This window comes from Sphingobium sp. RSMS (assembly GCF_005406185.4).
GTDB lineage: Bacteria > Pseudomonadota > Alphaproteobacteria > Sphingomonadales > Sphingomonadaceae > Sphingobium > Sphingobium fuliginis.
On record NZ_CM191257.1, the window covers coordinates 880,506 to 903,791 of the forward strand.

Here is a 23,286-nt window from a genome sequence, read left to right on the forward strand (position 1 = left end):
GGTGCAACTCAACCTTCGCTACGACATGAACCGCCCGGATTTCGGCGCGCCGCATCCGCTGCTCTACCGCACCGCGATCGAGCAGGCGCAATGGGCCGACAGGCTGGGCTTCACCCAGGTCTTCCTGGCCGAACATCATGGCGCGGAGGGCGGCTATTGCCCGTCCTCCATGATCCAGGCCGCTTCGATCCTTGGCGCTACACAGAATATCGTCGCGCATCTTTCCGCCCTGGTGGTGACGATGCACGATCCGCTGCGCCTGGCCGAAGACCTGGCCGTGCTCGACAATATCGCGCCGGGCCGCATCTGGCTCACGGCGGGCATGGGCTATCGCCCGCATGAGTTCGAGATGTTCGACCGCGACATCAGCAAGCGGCTCGCCATCATGAACGAGGCGATGGCGACGCTGAAGAGTGCCTGGACCGGCGAGCCTTTCGAATTTCGCGGCCGCACCGTCCGCGTGACGCCCGCGCCCGCCACGGCGGGCGGCCCGAAAATCTACATGGGCGGCTCGACCGACAAGTCCGCGATCCGCGCAGCCAAGGGCGGCTATCAATATTTCCCCGGCCATCCGGACCTCTTCACGCTCTACAAGGAGGAGCGGGCAAAGGCCGGCTTCGGACCGCCGGAGGAACTGCGCAAGCCCGCCGCCAGCTTCCTCTACGTCTCGGACGATCCGGACCGCGACTGGCCGCTGGTGGCGCCGCACGTCGCCTATGCGACCAACACCTATGCGCAATGGGCGCAGGAACGCGGCACCGGCCAGACCCGCTACAGCGCGGCCGAGACGATCGAAGGGCTGAAGGCCATGCCCAATATCAGGCTGCTGACGCCGGACGAATGTTTCGCTTATCTCAAGGATCTGGGACGCGGCACGGCGGTCACGTTCCACGCGCTGCTGGGCGGGCTGGACCCCGAAGTCTCCTGGCGCAGCCTGCGCCTGTTCGAAAAGGAAGTGCTGCCCCGGCTCAAGGCGGAGCCGGGCCTGCTGGAAATTCCGGGAGAATGAGCATGGAGCAGAACCGTCGCGGCACGCTGGCCGCCATGCTGGCCGTTCCTTTCGGACTGGCTGCGGTGGGCCAGGCTTCGGCCGCGCCCGCAAAGGGAAAGGGCAAGCCGATGAGCATGGCCGAGCGTCTGGATGTGATCGAATCCAAGCAGGCGATCACCGAATTGCTCCATGCCTATGCCCGATCCAACGACCGGGCGGACGAGGCTTTGCTGCGTTCGCTCTTCTGGCCGGAATCGACGCATAAACATGGGAAGTTCGAAGGCAAATCGTCCGATTTCGTGGGTTTCGCCTTCAAGATCATCTCGGGTCTCAAATATGCCTGCCACCATATCTCGAACGTCTCGGTCGAGGTGAAGGGGGATAAGGCCTTCTCCGAATGCTATTATTTCGCGCAGCATCGCCGCGACCGGAAGGATGGTACGGGCGAGGAGGACGTCTTCTTCCAGGGCCGCTATCTCGACGATCTGGAACGGCGCAACGGCGAGTGGAAGATCATCCGCCGCCGGGGCCTGTCGGATTACACCTCGCCTGCTTTCGCGTCGGAAATCCCCTATGCGCAATGGCCGGCGGGGCAGCATAGCGAGAAATATCCGAGCGACGATTATTACAAGATGCGCCAACAGTTCCTGGGGAGCTGACCGATGCGGGCGCTGCTGTGCGAACATCATGGGCCGCCGGAAGAACTGCATTTCGCGGATGTGCCCGTTCCGGAACCGAAGGCGGGTGAAGTCCGCTTCCGGGTGAAGGCCGCCAGCGTCAATTTCCCCGACGCGCTGATGATCCAGAACCTGTACCAGAGGCAGCCGCCCTTGCCCTTCATTCCGGGCAGCGAGGCGGCGGGCGTGGTCGATGCGCTGGGAGAGGGCGTCACGGGCCTTCGCGTCGGGGACAGGGTGGCGACCATCCCCTTCGAAGGCGCCTTCGCTGAATTTGCGATAGCGCCTGCTTTCCGTACCGCCGTGATCCCGGAGGGGATGGGGTTCGACGTGGCGGCGGGCTTCACCATGGTCTATGCGACGGCGCTCCACGGCTTGCGCCAGCGCGGCCGGTTGCAGCCGGGCGAGACGCTGCTGGTGCTGGGCGCAGCGGGCGGCGTCGGCCTCGCGGCGGTCGAGGTCGGCAAGCGGATGGGCGCGCATGTGATCGCCGCTGCCTCGACAGAGGAGAAACTCGCCCTTGCCCGCGCCCATGGCGCTGACGAGACGGTCAACTATGCGCAGGACGATCTCAAACAGGCGGTGAAGGCCCTGACGGGCGAACGCGGCGTCGATGTGATCTTCGATCCGGTCGGCGGCGCGCTGGCGGAACCCGCCTTTCGCACCATGGGCTGGGACGGGCGCTATCTGGTCGTGGGCTTCGCGACGGGGACGATCCCGGCAATCCCGCTCAACCTGCCGCTGGTGAAGACGGCCGCCATCATCGGCGTGACCTGGGGCGTGCACAGCCGTGTCGAGCCGGACATCCATGCGGAAAATATGGCGCAGCTCTATCGCTGGTATGAGGAGGGCGGCCTGCGCCCCGAAGTCAGCAAGCGCTTCTCCTTCGAGGAAAGCCGTGAGGCGATCCGCTGGATGATGGACCGGAAGGTGCAGGGCAAGATCGTGATCGAACTGGCGAGCTAAGCTTCCCGACAGAGCGACGTGCTTCTGCCTTTACAGAGGTATGTCGCTTTAAGCCGCAGGCCAGTTCGCCAACGGCAGGCCCGCAATATCCGTCCGCGCCTTCACCACCACGCCGCTTGCCCGCGAGACGACGTAAAGGTCGCGCAAATCCGCTCCGCCCCAGCAGAGATTGGTGGGGCTGGAGAGCATCCTCCCTTCGGGATCATGGACAATATCCACCTTCCGCCCATCCGGCGTGATCGCAACGATCCGATTGGCGAAGGGCAGCGTCACCCAGAGATTGCCCGCCGCATCGAAAGTGATGCCGTCGCAATAACCCAGATCCGCGCGCTCAGCCGCCGCCATGGCGCGAATGTCCTTCGCCTGATGATCGGGGATCACCACGCCCAGTTGCGGCCCATAGTCCTGTGGATCGGCAAGCGAGCCGTCCGCCTGCCTCCGCCAGCGCCGGATACGCCCTTCGGCAGTCAGCGAGGCATAGACATGACGCTCCCCGCGATCCAGGCAGAGGCCGTTCACGCCGCGCAGACCGCGCGCGACGATGGAAGCCCTGCCATCCGGCGCGACCCTGTAGATGAAACCGGCGGGCGTGGTCGTGCCGATATTCCCGATAGGCCCCCAACTGCTGTGCGTGCAGTAAATGTCGCCATTGTGCGCCGTCGCCGGACCGTTGGAGGCGACCAGTTGCCGCCCCTCCAGTTCCGACACCAGCGTCTCGACCGTTCCCGTCGCGACATCGATCCGCTGCAATGGCCCCGGCCCCTTGTTGAGCAGGCCCATATTGGCGACGATGACGCGACCTTCGCGGTCGACCGCCACGCCATTGGGCGCGAGAGCCTGACCGATCTGCCGCAATGCGCCATCCCGCTCCAGCACGCCGATGGCGCCACCGCCATTGGAGATGAACAGGCGGCCATCGGGGCTGCTCGCTATGCCTTCGGGAGCATCGAGCCCATCTCGGACGAGGGCGAAATCGGTGAGGGTGAAGGGCTTTGGCGGTGTGGCGCGTCCTATCCCAGCGGATGGCGCGCAACTGGCGAGAGTGATGCTTGCCCCGCCCAATAGAATTTCCCGCCGTGTCAGAGAGAGTTTGGATAATTTATCACCACCTCTCCCCGTTCGGGCTGAGCCTGTCGAAGCCCCTTTCTTTCGTGAAGAGAAGTGAAGCCCTTCGACAAGCTCAGGGCGAACGGGGGAGAGGTCGGAGAATCGTTTCGTCATTCCTTCATCGCCCCCACAGGCGCAAAGCCGGCGATCTTGTGATCCCCCGCCTGCACGGGCTGGAACCGCAACCGCATCCCGCAGCGCGGTTCCACGCCCTCAGCGCCAACCAGCAGCCCCGGCACGCGCACGCCCGGCGCATCGTCCGGCTCGAACAGAACGACGGTGAACGGCACCTCCGCCTTATGATCGCCCGGCAGCAGGCTGCGTATCACGGTGGTGAAGGTGTAAGCGCTACCCTCCGGCGAAACCGGCCGCCATTCCAGCACGGCGTCGGGCTTTCCGGGGATGACCTCGGGCGGATACCATATCCATTCCCCCGTCCCGGCGTCGGCGGTGATGCGCAGTTCGCCCGCTTCCAGCCCGTCATAATAGCCCTGGAACAGCGGGTCTTCGATCTTGGGAGGGTGTATCGGAATGCCCATGGATCAGCTCCGCGCCAATATGGTGGTGGAATGATTGTTGCCGCCAAGCCCCGCGATGGCGCAGAGCTTCGCGTCCGGCACCTGCCGCTCGCCCTCTTGCCCGCGCAACTGCCGCACGGCCTCGATCAGCAGGTTCATGCCCGGCACATAGCCGCCCGACATATGCCCGCCGCTGGTGTTGATCGGCGTCCGCCCGCCCGGCATCCCATGCCCCGCCGCATAGAAACGCGGCCCTTCGCCCCGCTCGCACAAGCCCAGCATCTCGGTCTGCACCAACGCGGAGATGGTGAAGCCGTCATAAATCTGCGCGAGGTCCAGATCCTTGGGATCGCAGCCCGCCATGGCATAAGCGAGCTTCGCGGAAACCTCGCCGGGAAAGTCGTAGGTGCAGGGCGTCTGGGTGAACAGCACCCCCTGCGGCCAGTTGTTGAAGCCCAGGCCAAGCCCCTGCACGCTCACAACCGGATGCGGCATGTCCCGCGCTTCCTCAATGGCGCTCACCACATAGGCGCCGCCGCCATCGGTGGTGAGGCAGCAATCCGCCGCCCGCAAAGGCGTCGAGATCATGGGCGACTGGCGATAGGCTTCCAAATCCATCGGATCACGCCGCTGCGCGCTCGGCGTCAGCACCGCCCAGGCGCGATAGGTCATGGGGATGGATGCCTGCTCCTCCTCCGTCATGCCATAGTCATGGGCATAGCGGTTAGCCATGGTCGCGAAATAAGTGGGCTGGCCAAAGAAGCCGACCGGCATTTCGATCCCCGCCTTTTGCGGTTCGCGTGCATGGAAGCCATAGACGCCGCCCGGCTTGGTCGACTGGATCGCATAGGGCACCAGCACATGCCGGGCCAGACCCGCCTCGATCGCCATCTGCGCCAGTTGCAGAGCCTGCCCCGACGTCGCCGTGCCGCCCACGCTGTCAGTGGTGGCGCAGAAACGCTTCTCGCCCGCGCCGATGGCAAAGGCGACCTCGTCCGACCCATGCCCCGCATATTTGTTGGAGATATAGCCGTCTATGTCCTTGGGCGTCAGGCCCGCATCGGCAATCGCCGCCAGACTGGCGCGGGTCATCATCTTCATGACGCCCTCCTCGCCCTTGCGCAGGAAGGGGGTTTCACCGACTCCGGTGATGGCGATGCGGTCTCCTCTGATCATGCGTCCTTGAACCCCTTGCCCTCAGCCACCAGCCGCTCGATCAGTGGGGAGGGGCTGAACGCCTCGCCATGGGCGGCTTCCAGCGCCTTCAGTTTTTCGAGAACGACCGGTAGACCCTGCAAATCCGCCCAGAACATCGGCCCGCCACGATATTTCGGCCAGCCATAACCCGTGATCCAGACAATATCGATGTCCGACGCTCGCGATGCGATGCCTTCTTCCAGAATCCGCGCCCCCTCATTCACCATGGCGAACAGGATGCGGTCGTGGATTTCCTCGTCGCTCACCGCGCGCCGGGCAATGCCTTGTTTCGCGGCGAAATCCTCGATGACCTGCATGGCGATGGGGGAGGGCGTCTGCCTGCGGTTCTCGTCATAATCATAATAGCCGCCCTTCGTCTTCTGCCCATGGCGGCCCATCTCGTTGAGGATTTCCCGCACATTGGCGGAGCTGGTCGCCTCGCGGTTCCAGCCGACATCCAGCCCCACCAGATCGCGCATCTGGAAATGCCCCATGGCAAAGCCGAAGTCATACAGCACCTTGTCCACCGCCCAGGGCGTCGCGCCCTCCAGCACCAGTCGGTCCGCCTGTGCATTCCGCGCCGCAAGGATGCGGTTCCCGACAAAGCCGAAACCATTGCCCACCAGCACGCCGATCTTGCCAATGGTCTTGGCGAGCTTCATCGCGGTCACGATGATCTCGGGCCTGGTGTCCTTGGTCCGCACCACTTCCAGCAGCTTCATCACATTGGCGGGCGAGAAGAAGTGCAGCCCGACCACGCTCTCCGGCCGGGAGGTGGCGGCGGCGATGTCGTCAATGTCGAGATAGCTGGTGTTGGTGGCCAGAATCGCGCCGGGCCTGGCAATCCTGTCGAGCTTGGCGAACACCTCGCGCTTGACCTCCAGATTCTCGAACACCGCCTCGATGATGAGGTCGCAGTCGGCCAGATCCTCCATCGCCACCGATCCGGTCAGCAGGCCCATGCGGGTGTCGACATCCTCAGGCTTCATCCTGCCCTTCTTCGCGGTGGTTTCATAATTGCCGCGAATGATCTTGAGGCCGCGGTCGAGCGCTTCCTGCTTCGCCTCGACGATGGTCACGGGGATGCCGACATTGGCGAAGTTCATCGCAATGCCGCCGCCCATGGTGCCCGCGCCGATCACCCCCACCTTGGCGATGGGCAGGGTCGGCGTGTCGGCGGCAAGCCCCACGATCTTGGCTGCCTGCCGCTCCGCGAAGAAGACATGGCGCTGGGCGGCGGACTGGCTGTCGGCCTGAAGCTCGTTGAACAGTTCGCGCTCATAGGCCATGCCTTCGTCAAAGGGCTTCTCCAGCGCGGCCTCGATGCAGCGGATGATATGTTCCGGCGCCTTGAAGCCCCGGAATTTCTTCGCATTGGCCTTGCGGAAGTCCGCGAAGATTTCCGGCTTGCCGCGCGCTTCGTCCAGTTTCTCGCTACGGTCGCGGACCTTGAGCAGCGGGCGCCCCTCGTCCAGAACGCGCTGGGCGAAACTAATGGCATCGGCGCGCAGATTGCCCTCCGCCGCCAGTTCATCGAGCAGCCCCATCTCCTTCGCGGCCTTTGCTCCAACCGGCGCGCCGGACGTGATGAGGTCCAGCGCCTTTTCCACCCCCACAATGCGCGGCAGACGCTGCGTGCCGCCAGCACCGGGCAGCAGGCCCAGATTGACCTCCGGCAACCCGCATTTGGCCGAAGGCACGGCGATGCGATAATGCGCCACCAGCGCCAGCTCCAGCCCGCCGCCCAGCGCCGTGCCATGGATCGCGGCGATCACCGGCTTGGTCGCATTCTCCACGATCAGTTGCAGGTTGCGCAGCGAGGGTTCGACCTGCGGCTTGCCGAATTCGGTGATGTCCGCCCCGGCGAAGAAGGTCCGCCCCTCGCAGATCAGCACCATGGCGCCCACGCCGCTATCCCCGATGGCTGTCTGCACCGCGCCCGCGACGCCCTGCCGCACGGCGTTGGAGAGCGCGTTCACCGGCGGCGAATTGACCGTGATGACCGCGATGGGACCGTCCACCTCATAGGTGACGACGTCATTGACCTTCATTCAAGCCTCTATGTGTCTGGGCGCCCGGCTTGCCTGCGGCTTGCGCAGCCAGCACTTCACGAGCGCGTTGGCGGAAATAATGTTGAAGACCTTCGATCTCTGCGTCGGTCAGTTCTTCGAAGCGCGGCATGCCCCGCTCACGCAAAATACCCTTGTGCAGCACCTCCTCGAAACTGCCCTTGTCGATCGGCACGCCCGACTGGAGCAGGTCAGGCGCTGCGCCGCCCGACACGGCATTGGCGCCATGGCAGATGGAACAACGCTGACCGAACACGCCCGCGCCGATGGCGGCCTTGGCAGGATCGACGGCGAAATCCGGCATGTCGATCACCGGCGTTTCCACGGGCTGAACGGGCGGCAGGCTGGCCTTGCCATCGAGCGAGAAGGTGAGGACGCGCCATTGCTGCGTGCGATAATTCCATTCCCGCCCCATGCCGGTGGCGCTGGGGAAGCGGGAACCGGCGATCACCGTCACATATTGCCGCCCGCGCGCCCTGTAGGTGATCGGCTGCGCCATCACCGCCGTCTGCGCGTCGAAGGACCAGAGCGGCCTGCCGCTGTTCGCCGCATAGGCCATGAACCTGCCAGCCGCATTGCCCTGGAACAGCAGATTGCCCGCCGTGGTCGCGGTGCCGCCGCCGCCTCTGATGCCGGGCATGGGCACGCGCCATGCCTCGCTCTGCGTCACCGGATTCCAGGCCAGCAGGAAACTGGTCGCGGGCCGGTCCGGCGCCACGCCCGCAGGCGGCGCGCCCGTGCCGACGCTGATCCGCTGGCCGTCCAGATGCTTCCAGCCCTGCAACGGCTCGGCCGGATCGATATAGACCCGCCCCTGATCCATGGTCGGGATGTAGACCAGCCCCGTCCCCGGATTGAACGACATCGCCTCGATATTATGCGCGCCGAAGGGGGAGGGGTAGACGATGGCCGGTTTCCCGCCGGGATAGCGCGCCGCCGGATTCTCGACCGGCCGCCCGCTCTTGACGTCGATGCCGCTCGCCCAGTTGACCGGCACGATATTGCGGGCGGAGATCAGCTTTCCCGTCTCCCGGTCGATCACATAGAAGAAGCCGTTCTTCGGCGCGTGCATCAGCACGTCGCGCTCTTTCCCGCCGATCTTGAGCCGGGCCAGCTCGATGTCCATCGCGCTGTTGAAGTCCCATGTCTCGCCGGGATTGGTCTGATAGTGCCAGACATAGTCGCCGGTATCCGCGTCCAGCGCGACGATGGAGCAGAGGAAGAGATTATCCCCGCCACCCGGCGAGCGGATCTTCTGGTTCCATGGGCTGCCATTGCCGATGCCGATATAGATGCGGTTATATTTGGGATCGTAGGCCATGGCGTTCCACGCCGTCCCGCCGCCGCCATATTTCCACCACTGGCCGGTCCACGTCCGGGCGGCCATCGCCATCGCCCTGTTTTCGAACCCCAGCTTCGGATCGCCCGGCACGGTATGGAAGCGCCAGAGCTGCTTCCCCGTCTTCTGGTCATAGGCGGTCACATAGCCCCGGACCGGCGCGAAATCCGCGCCGCCATGGCCGATGATGACCTTCCCCTTGAACACCCAGGGCGCGCCGGTGACGTAGCGCTCGTCATCCTTGCCGATGGTCTGCGCGGTCCAGACGGGATGACCGGAGCGGGCATTGATCGCGATCAGCCGCCCGTCGATGGTTCCGGTGAAGACCATGCCATTATCATAGGCGATGCCGCGAATGCCCCAGGCGGCGCGCATCTTCTGCCCGGCGACCTTCCAGCTTTGCGGGTCGTAGGTCCACAGTTCCCGCCCGGTCGAGGCATCCAGCGCATGGATGACGCTATAGCCCGAGGCGTAATAGAGGATGCCGTCCACCGCGATGGGCGCGGACAGGCTCGACCCGCCGCCGCCAATGTCATGATACCAGGCGAGCTTCAGCTTGCCGACATTGCCGTCGTTGATCTCGGTAAGCGGACTATAGTGGTTCTCATCGATCCCGCCATAGCCCGGCCAATCGCTCCCATCGCGCCTCGCCTCACCCGAAGGCGCGCAGGCGGCGAGCAAGAGCAGCAGGGGCAGAACAAAACGCATGAAACTCAACCCCCGATGGTGCGGTCGGAAGGCCAGAAGCGCTGGCGCAGCGCCTTCTTGTTGACCTTGCCCATGACGGTGCGGCCGATGTCGTCGACCATCTCATAGCCGCGCGGGCATTTGTAACCGGCCAGGTTCGCCCGGCAGAAGGCGTTGAGTTCCTCAGCCGTCGGCGGATCGCCCGCATCCTTCGGAATGACCAGCGCCCGCGCTTCCTCGCCCATTTCGGGATTGGGCGCGGCCACCACGGCGACGTCCGCGACCTTGGGATGGCGCAGCAGCACATGCTCGGACTCGGCGGGATAGATGTTCACCCCACCGCTCACGATCATGTCGGACACCCGGTCGGTGATGAAGAGATAGCCCTCCTCATCGACATAGCCCATCTCGCCCAGCGTGAAGACGCCCGGCGCGATATGGGCAGCGGCGGTTTTCTCGGGGTCGCCGCGATAGACGATGCCGTAACCGCTGGTGTCGCGGAAATAGACCTGCCCGACCTCATTGGCACCGAGTATCCGCCCATCCTCGCCATAAATAACCGTCTCGAACGGCGCGAGCGCCCTGCCGACGGAGCCCGGCCGCTCCAGCCATTCCTGCGAGGTGATGAAGGTGGTCGACCCTGCCTCGGTCCCGCCATAGGCCTCCACCAGCACCGGCCCGAACCAGTCGATCATCGCCTGCTTCACCGCACGTGGACAGGCCGCCCCGGTATGGGCAAGCCGCTGGACGCTCGACACGTCATATTTCGCCCGCACCTCTTCCGGCAGCGCCAGCATCCGCTGGAAATGGGTCGGCACCATCACGGAGCCTTTGACCTTATATTTCTCGATCAGCGCCAGCGTCCTTTCCGCATCGAAATGCTCGACGGTGATAAGGCTCATCCCGCCAAAGACGTTGCGCGCCATGCCCAGCGGCCCGGTATGATAAAGCGGCCCCACGGCAATGCCCGGCGAGGGCGTGATCTTCGGCCGGATCGCTTCGGCCAGCGCCTTCACGGTCGCGACGCGAGGGAAATATTGCGGCGGCGTCTCGGTCGCCTTGGGCTGTCCGGTCGTGCCCGAAGTATAATGCAGATGCGGCAAAGGCGGCACATCATGGTCCGGTTCGTCGGTCGAAGCCGCCGCCAGCCACTCCTCCCAATGGATGACGCCTTCCCGATCCGGGCAGCGCCAGCCGATCACGGTCCCGACGCCCGCTTCCCCCGCAGCGGCAAGTCCCGCCTCCATCGTCTCCGGCCCGACGAGCAGCGCCACCGCGCCGCTGTCCTTCAAAATATAGGCCGCCTCCGAAGGCGTCAGGTGAAAGCTCACCGGCACGCTGGAAATGCCCGCCTCCAGACAGGCGACATAGGCGATCACCGTCTCCGCGCTGTTGGGGGCGAACACCGCCACCCGCCGTTCGGTGAGGTCCAGCCCGTTCAGCGCATTGGCCGCCCGGTTGAGCAGGTCGTCCAACTGGTGCCAGTCATAAGTCACCCGCTCGTCGGCAAGGGCAAGCTGGTCGCGGCGCGCGGGATCGACCCCGCCGATGGTCAAAGACATCAGACGTCCTTTCGGGAAGCAATGGCCGGCGCGAGGTATCTCAGCGCCATGCGGAAGGAGATGAGGGCAAGGATGGAACTGACCGTGACCACGACCGCCAGCGACCGGCCCAGCGCGCCCTCGTCACGGAACACATATTGGGTCAGCGCCGCGACGATGGCGGGCCCCGCGCCCTGGCCCAATATGGTGAAGACGAACAGGAAGGACGCCAGCATCCGCGACTGGATCGTCGCCGGCGCGATCAGCCCCATGACCGAGGAAACATAGACCATGAAAGGCACGGTGATGAACTGCGCCACGCAATAGCAGGCGAGGAACGCATAGGGGTTCGTCGCGAAGAACATGTAGGCGATCACCGGCAGGAAACCGAGGATCAGCCAGCCGTAGAAGCGCAGATGCGCGTCCTTCATGCCCCGCGCGAACAGCTTGTCCACGATCCAGCCGTTCACCACCAGCGACACGGCGGACACGATGTTCATCAGGCTCAGCGCAAAGCCATATTGCACCGGCTTCCACCCGAAATGCCGCTCGATATAGGCGGGCACCCAGTTTGTCATGGAATAGCCGCACATGGCGAGGGCGGACGTGCCCAGCAGCATCAGCGCCAGCAGCTTCCAGTTCTGCGTGACGAAGGCCTTGATCAGCCCCTTCTGTTCCCCGTTCGCGGCGCCGCCGGGCGTCCGGCGGCGGCCCGGATCGGGGAAGGTGAACAGCAGCAGCGCCAGCAATATGCCGGGCACGCCGACCATCATCATGACCAACTGCCAGGGCTGGGCGGGGCCATGGAAGGGAATATGGATGCCGCTATGCGCCGTCGCAAAGGCGATGGCGACGCCGCCCAAGGCAAAGGCGGTGGCCGATCCCACCTTGCCCGCCGTCTGAAAGGTCGACGTCGCCCGCGTCAGCAGGTGCGAAGGAAAGGCGTCGGCAATCAGCGAATAGGCGGCGGGCAGCAATGCCGCCTCCCCGATCCCGACGAAGATGCGCCCGATCAGCAGCGCCTCATAGCTTTGCGCAAAGCCGCAGGCCGTGGTCGCGACCCCCCAGATCACCACACCGCCGAAGATGATCCAGCGCCGGGAAAACCGATCCGAAGCCCAACCCAAGGGCAGGCCGAAAATCGCATAGAAGATCGCGAAGGAGGTCGAGGTGATCATGCTGATCTGCACGTCGGACAGCAGCAGATGCGCCTTGATCGGCGTCACCAGCATCGACACGATCAGCCGGTCGACCCAGCTCAGCACATAGAGCCCGAACAGAACCGCCACCATCCACCAGGCGCTGTCAAGGCCCGGATTGGTCCGGCTGTCATTCTGGTTCCGGGCGCTCATCAGCATGATCCTCGCCTTTCCGCTCAAAATCTTCAGCGCACCGGCAGTTCGTTCAGTTCAGCGATCTTGAGCTTGCCAAGCTGCGCCATATGCACCTCGTCCGGACCGTCCGCGAAGCGCAGGTAGCGCGCATTCATGAAGGCGGCGGCGGGCGGGAAATCGCTGGAAATGCCGATGCCGCCGAACACCTGCATCGCGCGATCCGCCACCGTCTGGGTCATACGCGGCGCGACGATCTTGATGGCGGCGATCAGGTCCTTGGCGACCTTGTTGCCATAGCGGTCCATCGCATCGGCGGCCTTCAACGTCAGCAACCGCGCCTGCTCGATCTCGCAGAAGGAGAGGGCGATGTCCTGCCGGATGCTGCCCTGATCGGCCAGCTTCCGCCCGAAGGCGATGCGGTTCTCCACCCGCCGCGCCATATATTCCAGCGCCCGCTGCGCCTGCCCGATCAGGCGCATGCAGTGATGGATGCGCCCCGGCCCCAGGCGGCCCTGCGCGATCTCGAACCCGCGCCCTTCGCCCAGGATCAGATTGGCCTTGGGCACGCGCACATCCTTGAAGACCATCTCCGCGTGACCGCTCGGTGAATGAACCGCATTCATGACGTCGAGCGGACGGACGATCTCTATGCCGGGCGTGCCGGCCGGGATCAGTATCTGCGAATGCTGCCTGTGGCGCGGCCCGTCATTGGGCGTCTTGCCGAGCAGGATAAACAGCTTCGTATGGGGATCGAGCGCTCCAGAAATCCACCATTTGCGGCCATTGATGACATAATCGTCGCCGTCCGCGACGATGGTGGTGGCGACATTGGTCGCGTCGGAGGAGGCGACCTCCGGCTCCGTCATCACATAGGAGGAGCGGATCGTGCCATCCAGCAGCGGCTTCAGCCACTTCTCCTGCTGCTCCGGCGTGCCATAGCGCGCCAGCACCTCCATATTCCCCGTGTCCGGCGCGGAGCAGTTGAAATATTCCGAAGACCCGATCACCCGGCCCATGATCTCGGCCAGCGGCGCATATTCCAGATTGGTGAGGCCGGGGCTCCATTCGCCATATTCATGCGGCAGGAACAGGTTCCACAGGCCCGCTTCCTTCGCCTTCGCCTTGATCTCCTCCGTCCCCGGCCAGCGCTTCCACAGGTTCGCGGGGTCATGGTGGAAATGGTCGCGCTCCTTCTCGATCGGATAGACATGGGCGTCCATGAAATCGATGAGCCGCGCTTGCAGCGCCTTCACCTTGTCGGAATATTCGAAATCCATCGCTCGATCCTTCTCGGATAAATTCAGCTAAGGGTGAGGCCGCCGTCCACGACCAGCGTCTGCCCGCAAATGTAACCGGCAAGGGGGGAGGCGAGGAACAGCGCCACCCCCGCCATTTCCTCGACCGATCCAAAGCGGCCCATGGGTATCCGGGCCAGCGCGCGCTCCCGCCGCTCGTCATTGTCCATCGTCACCTTGGTCATCTTGGTGTCGACCAGGCTGGGCGCGATGCCGTTGACGCGGATGCCGTCGCCCGCCCAGGCAATCGCCAGCGCCCGCACCAGATTGACGGCCCCCGCCTTCGACGCCGCATAGGCCGGATTGCCGAACGTGGCCTTGAACGCCCCGATGGAGCTGACGACGATGACCGTTCCCCTGGCGGCGGCCAGCGCTTCGCGGCACAGGTTGGAAATATGCAGGATGGAGTCGAGATTGACCGCCATCACCTTGTTCCAGCCCTCGACCTCGAATTCCTGCCGCCGGTAGAGGACCGTGCCCTGCGAATGGATCAGCACGTCCAGCCTGTCGAAAGGCACCGACGTAGCCGCAATCGCCGCCGCATCGCTGACATCGACCTGCGTATAGCCGACGCCCTCAAGGTCCGACCCTTCCTCGCCCGCATAGTCCGCCGCGCTCGCCCGCGTGCCCCAGACATGGACCTGCGCCCCGCGCTGGCGGAAGGCCTGCGCCATGCCGTTGCCGATGCCGCTCGATCCGCCGACCACCAGCACCGTCTTCCCGGTGAAGTCGAGTTCGTTGGTCAAAGGAAATTCCCTCTCATGCATGTCAGCGGATCAGCGCCTCAGCGCGTTCGAAAAGATGAATGGCCCGGCCGTGCAGCTTGTCGCCGGTCTCGCGCTGCGCCTTCCCGGAGCAGGCGCGGGCATGGGTGCCCTCCAGCAATATGCCGAGCTTGTAGCAGGCCAGCACATGATACCAATCGACCGCCGACAGATCGCGTGCCGACCTTTCGGCATAGCGCGTCACCAGTTCCCCCGCGCTCGGAAAGCCGTCCCAAGGCCTGACCGATACGGTACTTTCCGACTTCCCGTCCGGCCAGGTCGCCAGCACCCAACCCAGGTCCAGCAGCGGATCGCCAATGGTCGCCAGTTCCCAATCGATGATCGCCGCCAGTTCCGGCCCATCCTTGCGATACATCACATTGGCCAGATGATAGTCGCCATGCATGATGCCGGGCGTGAACCGGTCCGGCCGGTGCCGTTCCAGCCAATCCCCGACCGCGCCGACGGACGGCAGCGCTTGCGGCCCCGTCCACCCGTCAAACTCGCCATAGCCCGCAAGCTGCGACCGCCAGCGATCCACCTGCCGCCCGAGGAAATTCTCCGGCTTTCCGAAATCGCCCAGTCCCAGCGCCTGATGATCCTGCGCGCCCAGCGCCGCGATCCCGTCCACCAGCGCCAGCCCCATGGCATGGCGCATCGCGGGCGAACCGGCATGCGGCTCCGGCAATTGCCCGACCGGATTGAAGCCGTCCACCGGCTCCATCAGGTAAAAGGCGACGCCCAGCACGCTCTCATCGCCGCAATCCGCGATCAGCCCCGGATGCGGCACGTTCGTCCCGGCCAAAGCGCGCAGCAGCCGCGCCTCCCGCCGCATCGTCTCATTGCTGTTCGGGCGGGGATGCGCAGGGGGGCGGCGGAACACATAGTCGCGCTCGTCGCGGCTGAAGCGAAGCAGGATATTCTGCGTCCCTCCCGCGAGCCGCGTCACGTCGGTCAGCGGGCCGGAGCCAAGTCCCCGGTCCGTCATCCACGCCGTCAGCGACTCGATGTCGACCGTTGGTCCCGATGCTGATTCCACGAACGATTTCACTAGGGCATCCCTCGCTTTTCTCGACTGTTCGACCGTCGATTAGATCAATTGGATAATGCACTTGACGAACGCACTTGGCAATGAGAAAAATGCACACATGGTCAGACTTCAACTTGCCAAGGCCGATGATGCCGCTCGCAGCGCCGCTGCCGGGCAGATCAAGAAAGTCGCCTTGCGCCTGTTCGCGGAAAGGGGCGTCGACGGCGTCACCGTGCGGGAGATCGCGGCGGCGGCGGGGCAGAAGAATCACGGCGCGGTCGGCTATTATTTCGGGTCGAAGGAAGCGTTGGTCCGCGCCATCGTCATGGACGGCGCGGTGGCGCTGGATCGCGAACGCAATGCCGCGCTGGACTTGCTGGAGCAGCAGGGCGGCCCCCGCACCATCCGGCAGGTGGTGAACATCCTGGTGGAGCCGGTGCTGGGCCTGTCGGACGATCATTATGTCCAGTTCATCGTGATCTTCGCCATGACGCACAGGGACATGATGCTGGACGCGATCGATCCGGCATGGAACCGCGCCTATGGCCGCTGTCTCGACCATCTGCGCCGACTGATGCCCCATCTGCCGCCCGCGCTTCAGAACCAGCGCTTCGTCTTCATGGGCGCCTATATCAGCGCCGTGCTTTCCGCGCGGCAGCGCGCCCTGGCCGACCGCAGCCGCGCGCATCCCATGTGGGGCAGCGAATCCAGCCTCGAACATTTCATGCAGTCGCTGGTTGCCCTGCTGGACGCGCCGGCCGACCTTCCGAAGGACATGCTGGCACGGATCGGTGGATCAGGGGCCGCGATCCCGGAACCGCCGGGGCCGGTCGGCTGAGAAGGGCGCAAGGACAAGATGATGGAGAGGATGATGACAGGCAGGGACGGGATGAGCGGAGAGGCGGCGGCATTGCTGGACATGCCCTTGGCCGACCTGCTCGCCGCCGCCTCCGCGCTGCGCGATGAGGGGCATGGCCGGGTGCAGAGCTGGTCGCGCAAGGTCTTCATTCCGCTGACCCAGCTTTGCCGCAATCTCTGCCATTATTGCACCTTCTCCCAGCCGCCCCGGCCCGGCGAGAACGCCTATATGACCCGCGATCAAGTGCTGGCCGTCGCCCGCGCGGGCAAGGCGGCGGGCTGCACCGAGGCGCTGTTCACGCTGGGCGACAAGCCGGAGTTGCGCTTCGCCGCGGCGCGGGAGGAACTGGCGCGGCTGGGCCATGCGAGCACCATTTCCTATCTCATCGAAATGGCCGCGCTGGTGCGGGATGAAACCGGCCTGCTGCCGCATATCAACGCCGGGGTGATGACCCGCGAGGAAATGGCCGCGCTCCGCCGCGTATCCGTGTCGCAAGGCCTGATGCTGGAGTCCGTTTCCGACCGCCTCTGCCGAAAAGGCGGCGCGCATTATCGCTCGCCCGACAAGGAACCGGCGGCGCGGCTGGAGACGATCCGGCTGGCGGGCGAACTGCGCATCCCCTTCACCACCGGCATATTGATCGGCATCGGTGAAACCCGCGCGGAGCGGATCGAAGCGCTCGAAGCGATCCGCGACCTGCACCAGCGCTACGGCCATATCCAGGAAGTCATCGTCCAGAATTTCCGCGCCAAGGAACGCACGGTGATGGCCCATGCGCCCGAACCGGACATGGACGAACTGCTCTGGACCATCGCCGCCGCCCGCATCATCCTTGGGCCGCAGATGAATATTCAGGCGCCGCCGAACCTGTCGGCCGCCGATTTCCCGCGCCTGCTGTCAGCGGGGATCAACGATTGGGGCGGGGTCTCGCCGGTGACGCCCGACCATGTGAACCCCGAAGCGCCCTGGCCTGAAGTCGAACGCCTGCGCATGGCGACCGAAGGGGAGGGGCGGATGCTCGTCGCCCGCCTGCCGGTCTATCCCGCCTATGCGCAGGACAATGCGCGCTGGCAGGACAAGGCGATGGTGCGCCATATTCTCGCCCATGCCGATGCGGAGGGCTTCGCTCGCGAGGACAGATGGTCCCCCGGCATAGCGCTGGAGCCCCGCATCACGCGCCCCTCGACCCTGCCGGTCGATCCCATGATCGCCGCCATTGTCGACCACGCCATGGCGGGCGCGCTGCTGGAAGAGGAGGAGATCGAGACCCTCTTCTCCGCCCGCGAAACCGACCTCGAACATATTTGCGACAGCGCCGACGCCTTGCGCGAACAGGTGATGGGCGACGCCGTCACCTATGTCGTCAACCGCAACATCAACTATACCAATATCTGCCTCTATAAATGCAGCTTCTGCGCCTTCTCCAAGGGCGACAAGGCGGAGCAACTGCGCGGCAAGCCCTATGATCTGGACCTTGAGGAAGTCGTCCGCCGCACACGGGAGGCATGGGATCGCGGCGGCACGGAAGTCTGCCTGCAAGGCGGCATCCACCCCCATTATACCGGCGAGACTTACATCAATCTCGCCAAAGCCGTCCGCGCCGCCGTGCCGGAAATGCACATCCACGCCTTCTCGCCTCTGGAGGTATCGCAAGGTGCGGCAACCCTTGGCCTGACGGTCGAACAATTCCTCACCCGCCTGAAGGAAGCGGGTCTCGACACGCTCCCCGGCACGGCCGCGGAGATATTGGACGATGAGGTCCGCGCCATCATCTGCCCCGACAAGCTCGACACCGATCAATGGCTGGACGTCATCGAAACCGCGCACAAAGTCGGTTTCCGCACCACCGCCACCATCATGTTCGGCCATGTCGACACGCCCCGCCACTGGGCGCGCCATCTGATCCGCATCCGCGACCTGCAACGCCGCAGCGGCGGCTTCACCGAATTCGTGCCGCTGCCCTTCGTCCACATGGAAGCGCCCATGGGCCTGCGCGGCGAGGCGCGCCACGGCCCGACCTTCCGCGAAGTCCGCCTGATGCACGCCGTCGCCCGCCTCGCGCTGCACCCCCATATCCGCTCGATCCAGACAAGCTGGGTCAAGCTGGGGGAGGAGGGCGTGAAGGCCTGCCTCACCTCCGGCGCGAATGACCTTGGCGGCACGCTGATGAACGAGAGCATCTCCCGCGCAGCAGGAACGCAGCATGGCCAGGAAATGCCGCCCGCCGCAATGGAGGCGCTGATCCGCTCGCTCGGCCGCATCCCGCGCCAGCGCAGCACCGCCTATGGCGCGGTCGCGCAGCATATTCACGACCGCGGCATGGATGCCGCGGAACTCACGCCCATGATCCTCACGCCTCCGCGCAGGCGTCGAAAAGAACAGGAGAGTTTAGCCTATGCAGAATGAAGCTCTGGCGAGCATCGCCGTCCTTGGCGGCACCGGCAAGGAAGGCGGCGGCCTCGCGCTCCGCTGGGCGCATAAGGGCCACAGGGTCATCATCGGCAGCCGCACCGCCGAGCGCGCGCAGGAAGCCGCCGCCCAGATGAACGAAGTTCTGGGGCAGGACGCCATCACAGGCGCCGCCAACCCGGACGCCGCCGCGCAGGCCGACATCGTCGTCCTCGCGGTCCCCTATGCTGCGCAGCAATCGACGGTGAAGGACGTCGAACCGGCGCTGGCGGGCAAGATATTGATCGACGTGACCGTGCCTCTGGTCCCGCCCAAGGTCAGCCGCGTGCAACTGCCCGAAGGCGGCTCCGCCGTCGAAGCCGTGCAGAAAATGCTGGGCGAGGGGGTCCGCGTCGTCTCCGCCTTCCAGAATATCAGCGCCCATCACCTGACCAGGCTGGACGAGGAAATCGAATGCGACGTCCTGGTCTGCGCCGACGACAGCGAAGCCGCAGACACGGTGGTCGCGCTGGCGCAGGAGATCGGCCTGCGCGCCTGGAATGCAGGTCCGCTGTGCAATTCGGTCGTGGCGGAGGGGCTCACCTCCGTCCTGATCGCCCTCAACCGCAAATATAAAGTCCCCGGCTCCGGCATCCGCATCACCGGCGTCTAAACAGGAGAAGATTGATGGCAGAAGCCTATATCGCCGCCGTCGCCCGCAGCGCCGGCGGCAAGCGGGGCGGCCGCCTCGCCGCCGTCCACCCCGCCGATCTCGCGGGCAAGGTCCTCGCAGGCCTTGTCGAGCGCTCCGGCATCGACCCCGCCGCCGTAGAGGATGTCATCATGGGCTGCGCCTGCCCCGGCGGCGAGCAGGGCGCGAATATCGCCCGCAACGCCGTCCTTGCATCGGGCCTCCCCGAATCCGTCCCCGGCACCCATGTCGACCGCCAATGCGGCTCCTCGCAACAGGCGCTGCACTTCGCCGCCGCGACGGTGATGTCCGGCGTGCAGGATGTGGTGATCGCCGCCGGCGTCGAAAGCATGACCCGCGTGCCCATGGGCCTGCCCTGGACGCTGCCCGCCAAGCATGGCTTCGGCTCCTATCGCAGCCCCGGCATCGAGGCGCGCTACCCGAACCAGCCCTTCAGCCAGTTCGGCGGCGCGGAAATGCTGGCGAAGAAATATGGCCTGACCCGCGATGTGCTGGACGCCTATTCGCTCGAAAGCCATCGCCGCGCCGCCGCCGCGACGCAGGCGGGCAAGTTCGATGCGGAGATCATTCCCCTCAAAGTCGTCACCCCGGAAGGCGAAACGGTCGTCCACAAGGTCGACGAAGGCATACGCTTCGACGCCAGCCTGGACAGGATCGCCAGCGTCAAGCTGCTGGCCGAAGGCGGCGTGATCTCCGCCGCCAGCGCCAGCCAGATCTGCGACGGCGCCGCCGCGCTGCTGGTCGTGAACGAACGCGGCCTCAAGGCGCACGGCCTGACCCCGCTGGCCCGCGTACACCAGATGACGGTGCTCGGCCACGATCCCGTCATCATGCTGGAAGCGCCCATTCCCGCGACCGAAAAGGCGCTTGCCCGGGCGGGGATGAAGCTTTCCGACATCGATCTCTATGAGGTCAACGAAGCCTTCGCCCCGGTGCCGCTCGCCTGGACGCAGGTGCTGGACGCCGATCCCGCCCGGCTCAATGTCCATGGCGGCGCGATCGCGCTTGGCCATCCGTTGGGCGGATCGGGCGCCAAGCTGATGGCGACGCTGGTCAGCGCTCTCCACGACCGGCGCGCCCGTTATGGGCTGCAAACCATGTGCGAAGCAGGCGGCATGGCCAATGTGACGATAGTGGAAAGGCTCTGACGAGACGGGACGAAGGAGTGCGGGCGCCCTCCCGCACCCAAAATGCTGAACCGCGAGAGAAAGGCCCCGCATGGCGATGATCGCCAATGCGGTGAACCGAGGCCGTGCGTCGAAACGCTCCGGGAACCAGACGCACGGTTAAGCCGTTCATCTTCCAGAAAGAAATGGAGAGGGCAGATGGACGACGCTCTGAAGCCTGATGCCATGTTCGGCATTTTGTTCGGTCTGTTGGTTTCAATCGAAATATGGTGCTTCGCCGCGCTCGTGATCAAGGCGGTCGAGTGACGCCGGATTGAAGCGGCGATCCCCACAAAGGTGGTGGTGAGCCCTGCTGGATTCGAACCAGCGACCTACTGATTAAAAGTCAGTTGCTCTACCGACTGAGCTAAGGGCCCTCATGTCCTGAGGTCCGCACGCACTAGAGGCGGCGATGCGGCTGGTCAACCTCCAGAAACCGCTTTTCGCAGGCGGAAACGCAAATGGCGGATCGAAAGTCGGGACACGGGGTCGCGCCAGCCCGGCGCAATGGCAAGCAGCGGCGTCAGTACGAAGTCCCGCTCGCGAAAAGCCGGGTGCGGAATGCGCAGCGAGCGGCTGTTCCAGCGCCCCCCGGACCACAGGATGATGTCGATGTCCAGCCGCCTCGGCCCCCAGCGCCTGAACCGCTGGCGGCCCAGAGCGCGCTCTATCGCCTGCAAGCCGGAAAGCATCTCTTCGGGCGGCAGGGAACTCTCCATCAGCACCGCGCCATTGACGAAGATGCGCCGCGACGGCCCGATAGGCCGGGTCTGCATGACGGGGGCCACGCTGAGAACCGGGCCCAGTTCCGCGATCATGCGAACCGCGCCGCTCAACAGGCATGCCGGGGTCATCCGCGCCGACAGCGGCCGGTTCGATCCCAGTGCAAGGGCGTAAACATGACGGGTGCTTGTCTTGACCATCGGACAGCGCCTATCCCGTCGCCATGACGCTGCAAAGTCCTATCCCGCACAGCGAAGCGCCGCATGATTGTCCGCTCTGCCCGCGTCTGGCCGCTTTTCGTGAGCAGAATCGCGCGGAACATCCCGGCTGGTGGAATGCGCCGGTTCCGGTTTTCGGTGATCCGCTGGGCCGAATCGCGATCGTCGGCCTTGCGCCGGGCAAGACGGGGGCGAACCGCACGGGCCGGCCCTTCACCGGGGATTATGCGGGCGATCTGCTGTTCGCCACGCTCGCCAAATTCGGCCTGACCCAGGGCGTCTATGAAGCGCGGCCCGACGACGGGCTCATGCTGCGCAACGTCATCATCCTCAACGCGGTCAAATGCCTGCCGCCGCAGAACAAGCCGCTGCCGGAGGAGATCCACAATTGCCGCGCCTTCCTGAAACCTGCAGTCGCAGCCTTGCCCCATGCGCAGGTCTTCGTCGCGCTGGGCCAGATCGCGCATCAGTCGGCGGTGAAGGTGCTGGGCGGCAAGCTTCCCAAGGCGCGCTTCGCCCATCTGGCGGAGCATCGCATGCCCAGCGGCCAGATGGTCATCGATAGCTATCACTGCTCGCGCTACAATCAGAACACCGGCCGGCTCACCGCCGGGATGTTCGAAGCGGTGTTCGAGAGGGCGGTGGAACTGGCGACGCTTTAGCCGGCGCACAGGCTGGTCGCGCCTGCAGCTTTCGGACTGAACACCAGCCTGAAGCGCGCTGCGCCAAATCGCAGGTCGCGCGCTCTAGAGCGTTTTCCAAGCAGATGGAATCATCTGCTGACTCGGAAAACGCGACAAAACAAAAACTTAGAGCAGTCGAGCCGATGCAATCGGATCGGAATCTGCTCTAGATGTCCTGCGCGATCCGTGCATAAAGCTCCGGCCGCCGGTCGCGGAAGAAGCCCATGCCCGCCCGGTGCATCCTCGCCTGATCCAAATCCAGCGTCGCCACCAGCGCGCCATTGTCCTTGCCGTCGGCCTCCGCGGCGAAATCGCCCCACTCATCGGTGATGAAGCTGTGGCCGTAGAATTTCTGGCCGTCCTCCTCGCCGATGCGGTTGGCGGCGATCACGGGCATGCAGTTGCTGACGGCATGGCCGATCATCGCCCGGCGCCACATGCGGCTGGTATCGAGGTCCGCGTCATAGGGCTCGGACCCGATGGCGGTCGGATAGAAGAGCATCTCCGCGCCCATCAGCGCCATCACCCGCGCCGTTTCCGGATACCATTGGTCCCAGCATATGCCGACGCCGATGGTGCCATATTTCGTCTTCCACACCTTGAACCCGCTATTGCCGGGGCGGAAATAATATTTCTCCTCATATCCCGGCCCATCGGGAATGTGGCTCTTGCGATAGACGCCCATGATCTCGCCCTCATCGTCGATCATGGCGAGCGAGTTGTAATGATGATGGCCGTCGCGCTCGAAGAAGCTGGTCGGGATATAGACGCCCTCGGCCTTCGCCACCTTGCGCATTTCCTGCACGGCGGGATGCTCGTCCAGGGGCAGGGCGTTGGCGAAGAGCTCCTCCTCCTCGACCTTGCAGAAATAGGGGCCCTCGAACAGCTCGGGCGGCAGGACGATCTTCGCGCCGCGCGCCGCCGCCTTCACCACATGGCCGGCGACCATTTCGATATTGTCCGCCCGATCGTCGGAAAAGGCGAGCTGGAGCGCGGCGACGGTAACTTTGGTCATCGATAAC

20 protein-coding genes and 1 tRNA gene are annotated in these 23,286 nt (G+C 64.9%); 8 read left to right on the forward strand and 13 right to left on the reverse strand.

Annotation, left to right across the window (positions count from 1 at the left end; translation table 11 throughout):
• Position 1: 1 nt before the first annotated feature.
• From EGM87_RS04050 to EGM87_RS04060, 3 genes are read left to right on the forward strand one after another with little or no spacing between them, the layout of a single operon-like run.
• A complete protein-coding gene (locus tag EGM87_RS04050) occupies positions 2-1,009 on the forward strand; it encodes an LLM class flavin-dependent oxidoreductase (protein ID WP_137709792.1) in 1,008 nt (335 codons plus the stop codon).
• Positions 1,010-1,011: 2 nt separating this feature from the next.
• Positions 1,012-1,650: a nuclear transport factor 2 family protein gene (locus EGM87_RS04055; protein WP_137709791.1), complete on the forward strand. Its 639-nt coding sequence runs from the start codon at positions 1,012-1,014 to the stop codon at positions 1,648-1,650.
• Between the two features lie 3 nt (positions 1,651-1,653).
• A complete protein-coding gene (locus EGM87_RS04060) occupies positions 1,654-2,634 on the forward strand; it encodes an NADPH:quinone oxidoreductase family protein (RefSeq protein WP_171010029.1) in 981 nt (326 codons plus the stop codon).
• Between the two features lie 48 nt (positions 2,635-2,682).
• Here the strand turns inward: EGM87_RS04060 and EGM87_RS04065 are convergent, their stop codons facing one another.
• The 10 genes from EGM87_RS04065 to EGM87_RS04110 all read right to left on the reverse strand — a co-directional run bounded on the left by EGM87_RS04065 (position 2,683) and on the right by EGM87_RS04110 (position 15,524).
• Positions 2,683-3,696, reverse strand: coding sequence for an SMP-30/gluconolactonase/LRE family protein (locus tag EGM87_RS04065; RefSeq protein WP_253719138.1), 1,014 nt, complete (start codon positions 3,694-3,696; stop codon positions 2,683-2,685).
• A gap of 155 nt (positions 3,697-3,851) precedes the next feature.
• Positions 3,852-4,280 (reverse strand): Zn-ribbon domain-containing OB-fold protein, encoded by a 429-nt coding sequence (locus EGM87_RS04070; protein WP_137709789.1) that lies wholly within the window; start codon positions 4,278-4,280, stop codon positions 3,852-3,854.
• A 3-nt stretch (positions 4,281-4,283) separates the two neighbouring features.
• Positions 4,284-5,435, reverse strand: a complete 1,152-nt coding sequence (locus tag EGM87_RS04075; protein ID WP_253719139.1) for a thiolase family protein — start codon at positions 5,433-5,435, stop codon at positions 4,284-4,286.
• Complete coding sequence (locus EGM87_RS04080) at positions 5,432-7,507, reverse strand: 3-hydroxyacyl-CoA dehydrogenase NAD-binding domain-containing protein (protein WP_137709788.1); 2,076 nt, start codon at positions 7,505-7,507, stop codon at positions 5,432-5,434. The genes EGM87_RS04075 and EGM87_RS04080 overlap by 4 nt, the downstream gene beginning before the upstream one ends.
• Positions 7,494-9,572 (reverse strand): PQQ-dependent dehydrogenase, methanol/ethanol family, encoded by a 2,079-nt coding sequence (locus EGM87_RS04085; protein ID WP_137709787.1) that lies wholly within the window; start codon positions 9,570-9,572, stop codon positions 7,494-7,496. Before EGM87_RS04085 ends, EGM87_RS04080 begins: the two co-directional genes overlap by 14 nt.
• Before the next feature lie 5 nt (positions 9,573-9,577).
• Positions 9,578-11,113: an AMP-binding protein gene (locus EGM87_RS04090; RefSeq protein ID WP_137709786.1), complete on the reverse strand. Its 1,536-nt coding sequence runs from the start codon at positions 11,111-11,113 to the stop codon at positions 9,578-9,580.
• Positions 11,113-12,444: an MFS transporter gene (locus EGM87_RS04095; protein WP_137709785.1), complete on the reverse strand. Its 1,332-nt coding sequence runs from the start codon at positions 12,442-12,444 to the stop codon at positions 11,113-11,115. Before EGM87_RS04095 ends, EGM87_RS04090 begins: the two co-directional genes overlap by 1 nt.
• A 32-nt stretch (positions 12,445-12,476) precedes the next feature.
• Positions 12,477-13,703 carry an acyl-CoA dehydrogenase family protein gene (locus tag EGM87_RS04100; protein WP_137709784.1) on the reverse strand — a complete coding sequence of 409 codons (1,227 nt, stop codon included), beginning with the start codon at positions 13,701-13,703 and terminating at the stop codon, positions 12,477-12,479.
• Positions 13,704-13,726: 23 nt separating this feature from the next.
• Complete coding sequence (locus EGM87_RS04105) at positions 13,727-14,467, reverse strand: SDR family NAD(P)-dependent oxidoreductase (protein ID WP_137709783.1); 741 nt, start codon at positions 14,465-14,467, stop codon at positions 13,727-13,729.
• Between the two features lie 22 nt (positions 14,468-14,489).
• Entirely contained in the window at positions 14,490-15,524 is a 1,035-nt protein-coding gene (locus tag EGM87_RS04110) for a phosphotransferase family protein (RefSeq protein ID WP_137709782.1), read from the reverse strand.
• Between the two features lie 109 nt (positions 15,525-15,633).
• Here EGM87_RS04110 and EGM87_RS04115 point away from each other — a divergent pair, with 109 nt between their 5' ends.
• From EGM87_RS04115 to EGM87_RS04130, 4 genes are read left to right on the forward strand one after another with little or no spacing between them, the layout of a single operon-like run.
• Positions 15,634-16,353 carry a TetR/AcrR family transcriptional regulator gene (locus EGM87_RS04115; RefSeq protein ID WP_137709781.1) on the forward strand — a complete coding sequence of 240 codons (720 nt, stop codon included), beginning with the start codon at positions 15,634-15,636 and terminating at the stop codon, positions 16,351-16,353.
• Positions 16,354-16,386: 33 nt separating this feature from the next.
• The gene (gene cofH / locus EGM87_RS04120) at positions 16,387-18,780 is read left to right on the forward strand and encodes a 5-amino-6-(D-ribitylamino)uracil--L-tyrosine 4-hydroxyphenyl transferase CofH (protein WP_137709780.1); all 2,394 of its coding nucleotides are present in this window, start codon (positions 16,387-16,389) and stop codon (positions 18,778-18,780) included.
• Positions 18,770-19,435 carry an NADPH-dependent F420 reductase gene (gene npdG / locus EGM87_RS04125; RefSeq protein ID WP_137709779.1) on the forward strand — a complete coding sequence of 222 codons (666 nt, stop codon included), beginning with the start codon at positions 18,770-18,772 and terminating at the stop codon, positions 19,433-19,435. Before cofH ends, npdG begins: the two co-directional genes overlap by 11 nt.
• A 14-nt stretch (positions 19,436-19,449) precedes the next feature.
• Positions 19,450-20,622, forward strand: a complete 1,173-nt coding sequence (locus EGM87_RS04130) for an acetyl-CoA C-acetyltransferase (RefSeq protein WP_137709778.1) — start codon at positions 19,450-19,452, stop codon at positions 20,620-20,622.
• A gap of 319 nt (positions 20,623-20,941) precedes the next feature.
• Here EGM87_RS04130 and EGM87_RS04135 read toward each other — a convergent pair.
• Positions 20,942-21,017 (reverse strand) — tRNA-Lys (locus tag EGM87_RS04135).
• 45 nt (positions 21,018-21,062) lie between these two features.
• Positions 21,063-21,563 carry a 2-amino-4-hydroxy-6-hydroxymethyldihydropteridine diphosphokinase gene (gene folK, locus EGM87_RS04140; RefSeq protein ID WP_137709777.1) on the reverse strand — a complete coding sequence of 167 codons (501 nt, stop codon included), beginning with the start codon at positions 21,561-21,563 and terminating at the stop codon, positions 21,063-21,065.
• A gap of 23 nt (positions 21,564-21,586) precedes the next feature.
• On the opposite strand from folK, the gene EGM87_RS04145 reads away from it, so the two are divergent.
• Positions 21,587-22,243 carry a uracil-DNA glycosylase gene (locus EGM87_RS04145; protein ID WP_137709776.1) on the forward strand — a complete coding sequence of 219 codons (657 nt, stop codon included), beginning with the start codon at positions 21,587-21,589 and terminating at the stop codon, positions 22,241-22,243.
• A 187-nt stretch (positions 22,244-22,430) separates the two neighbouring features.
• Here EGM87_RS04145 and aguB read toward each other — a convergent pair whose 3' ends face one another.
• Positions 22,431-23,279 carry an N-carbamoylputrescine amidase gene (aguB, locus tag EGM87_RS04150; protein ID WP_044662074.1) on the reverse strand — a complete coding sequence of 283 codons (849 nt, stop codon included), beginning with the start codon at positions 23,277-23,279 and terminating at the stop codon, positions 22,431-22,433.
• Positions 23,280-23,286 lie beyond the last annotated feature (7 nt).

Excerpts from the sequence above, each read along its gene's own strand:
- EGM87_RS04055 (WP_137709791.1), top strand. The coding sequence starts at position 1,012 with ATGGAGCAGAACCGTCGCGGCACGCTGGCCGCCATGCTGGCCGTTCCT.
- EGM87_RS04060 (WP_171010029.1), top strand. The coding sequence starts at position 1,654 with ATGCGGGCGCTGCTGTGCGAACATCATGGGCCGCCGGAAGAACTGCAT.
- EGM87_RS04070 (WP_137709789.1), bottom strand. The coding sequence starts at position 4,280 with ATGGGCATTCCGATACACCCTCCCAAGATCGAAGACCCGCTGTTCCAG.
- EGM87_RS04075 (WP_253719139.1), bottom strand. The coding sequence starts at position 5,435 with ATGATCAGAGGAGACCGCATCGCCATCACCGGAGTCGGTGAAACCCCC.
- EGM87_RS04080 (WP_137709788.1), bottom strand. The coding sequence starts at position 7,507 with ATGAAGGTCAATGACGTCGTCACCTATGAGGTGGACGGTCCCATCGCG.
- EGM87_RS04085 (WP_137709787.1), bottom strand. The coding sequence starts at position 9,572 with ATGCGTTTTGTTCTGCCCCTGCTGCTCTTGCTCGCCGCCTGCGCGCCT.
- EGM87_RS04090 (WP_137709786.1), bottom strand. The coding sequence starts at position 11,113 with ATGTCTTTGACCATCGGCGGGGTCGATCCCGCGCGCCGCGACCAGCTT.
- EGM87_RS04095 (WP_137709785.1), bottom strand. The coding sequence starts at position 12,444 with ATGAGCGCCCGGAACCAGAATGACAGCCGGACCAATCCGGGCCTTGAC.
- EGM87_RS04100 (WP_137709784.1), bottom strand. The coding sequence starts at position 13,703 with ATGGATTTCGAATATTCCGACAAGGTGAAGGCGCTGCAAGCGCGGCTC.
- EGM87_RS04115 (WP_137709781.1), top strand. The coding sequence starts at position 15,634 with ATGGTCAGACTTCAACTTGCCAAGGCCGATGATGCCGCTCGCAGCGCC.
- cofH (WP_137709780.1), top strand. The coding sequence starts at position 16,387 with ATGACAGGCAGGGACGGGATGAGCGGAGAGGCGGCGGCATTGCTGGAC.
- npdG (WP_137709779.1), top strand. The coding sequence starts at position 18,770 with ATGCAGAATGAAGCTCTGGCGAGCATCGCCGTCCTTGGCGGCACCGGC.
- EGM87_RS04130 (WP_137709778.1), top strand. The coding sequence starts at position 19,450 with ATGGCAGAAGCCTATATCGCCGCCGTCGCCCGCAGCGCCGGCGGCAAG.
- folK (WP_137709777.1), bottom strand. The coding sequence starts at position 21,563 with ATGGTCAAGACAAGCACCCGTCATGTTTACGCCCTTGCACTGGGATCG.
- EGM87_RS04145 (WP_137709776.1), top strand. The coding sequence starts at position 21,587 with ATGACGCTGCAAAGTCCTATCCCGCACAGCGAAGCGCCGCATGATTGT.
- aguB (WP_044662074.1), bottom strand. The coding sequence starts at position 23,279 with ATGACCAAAGTTACCGTCGCCGCGCTCCAGCTCGCCTTTTCCGACGAT.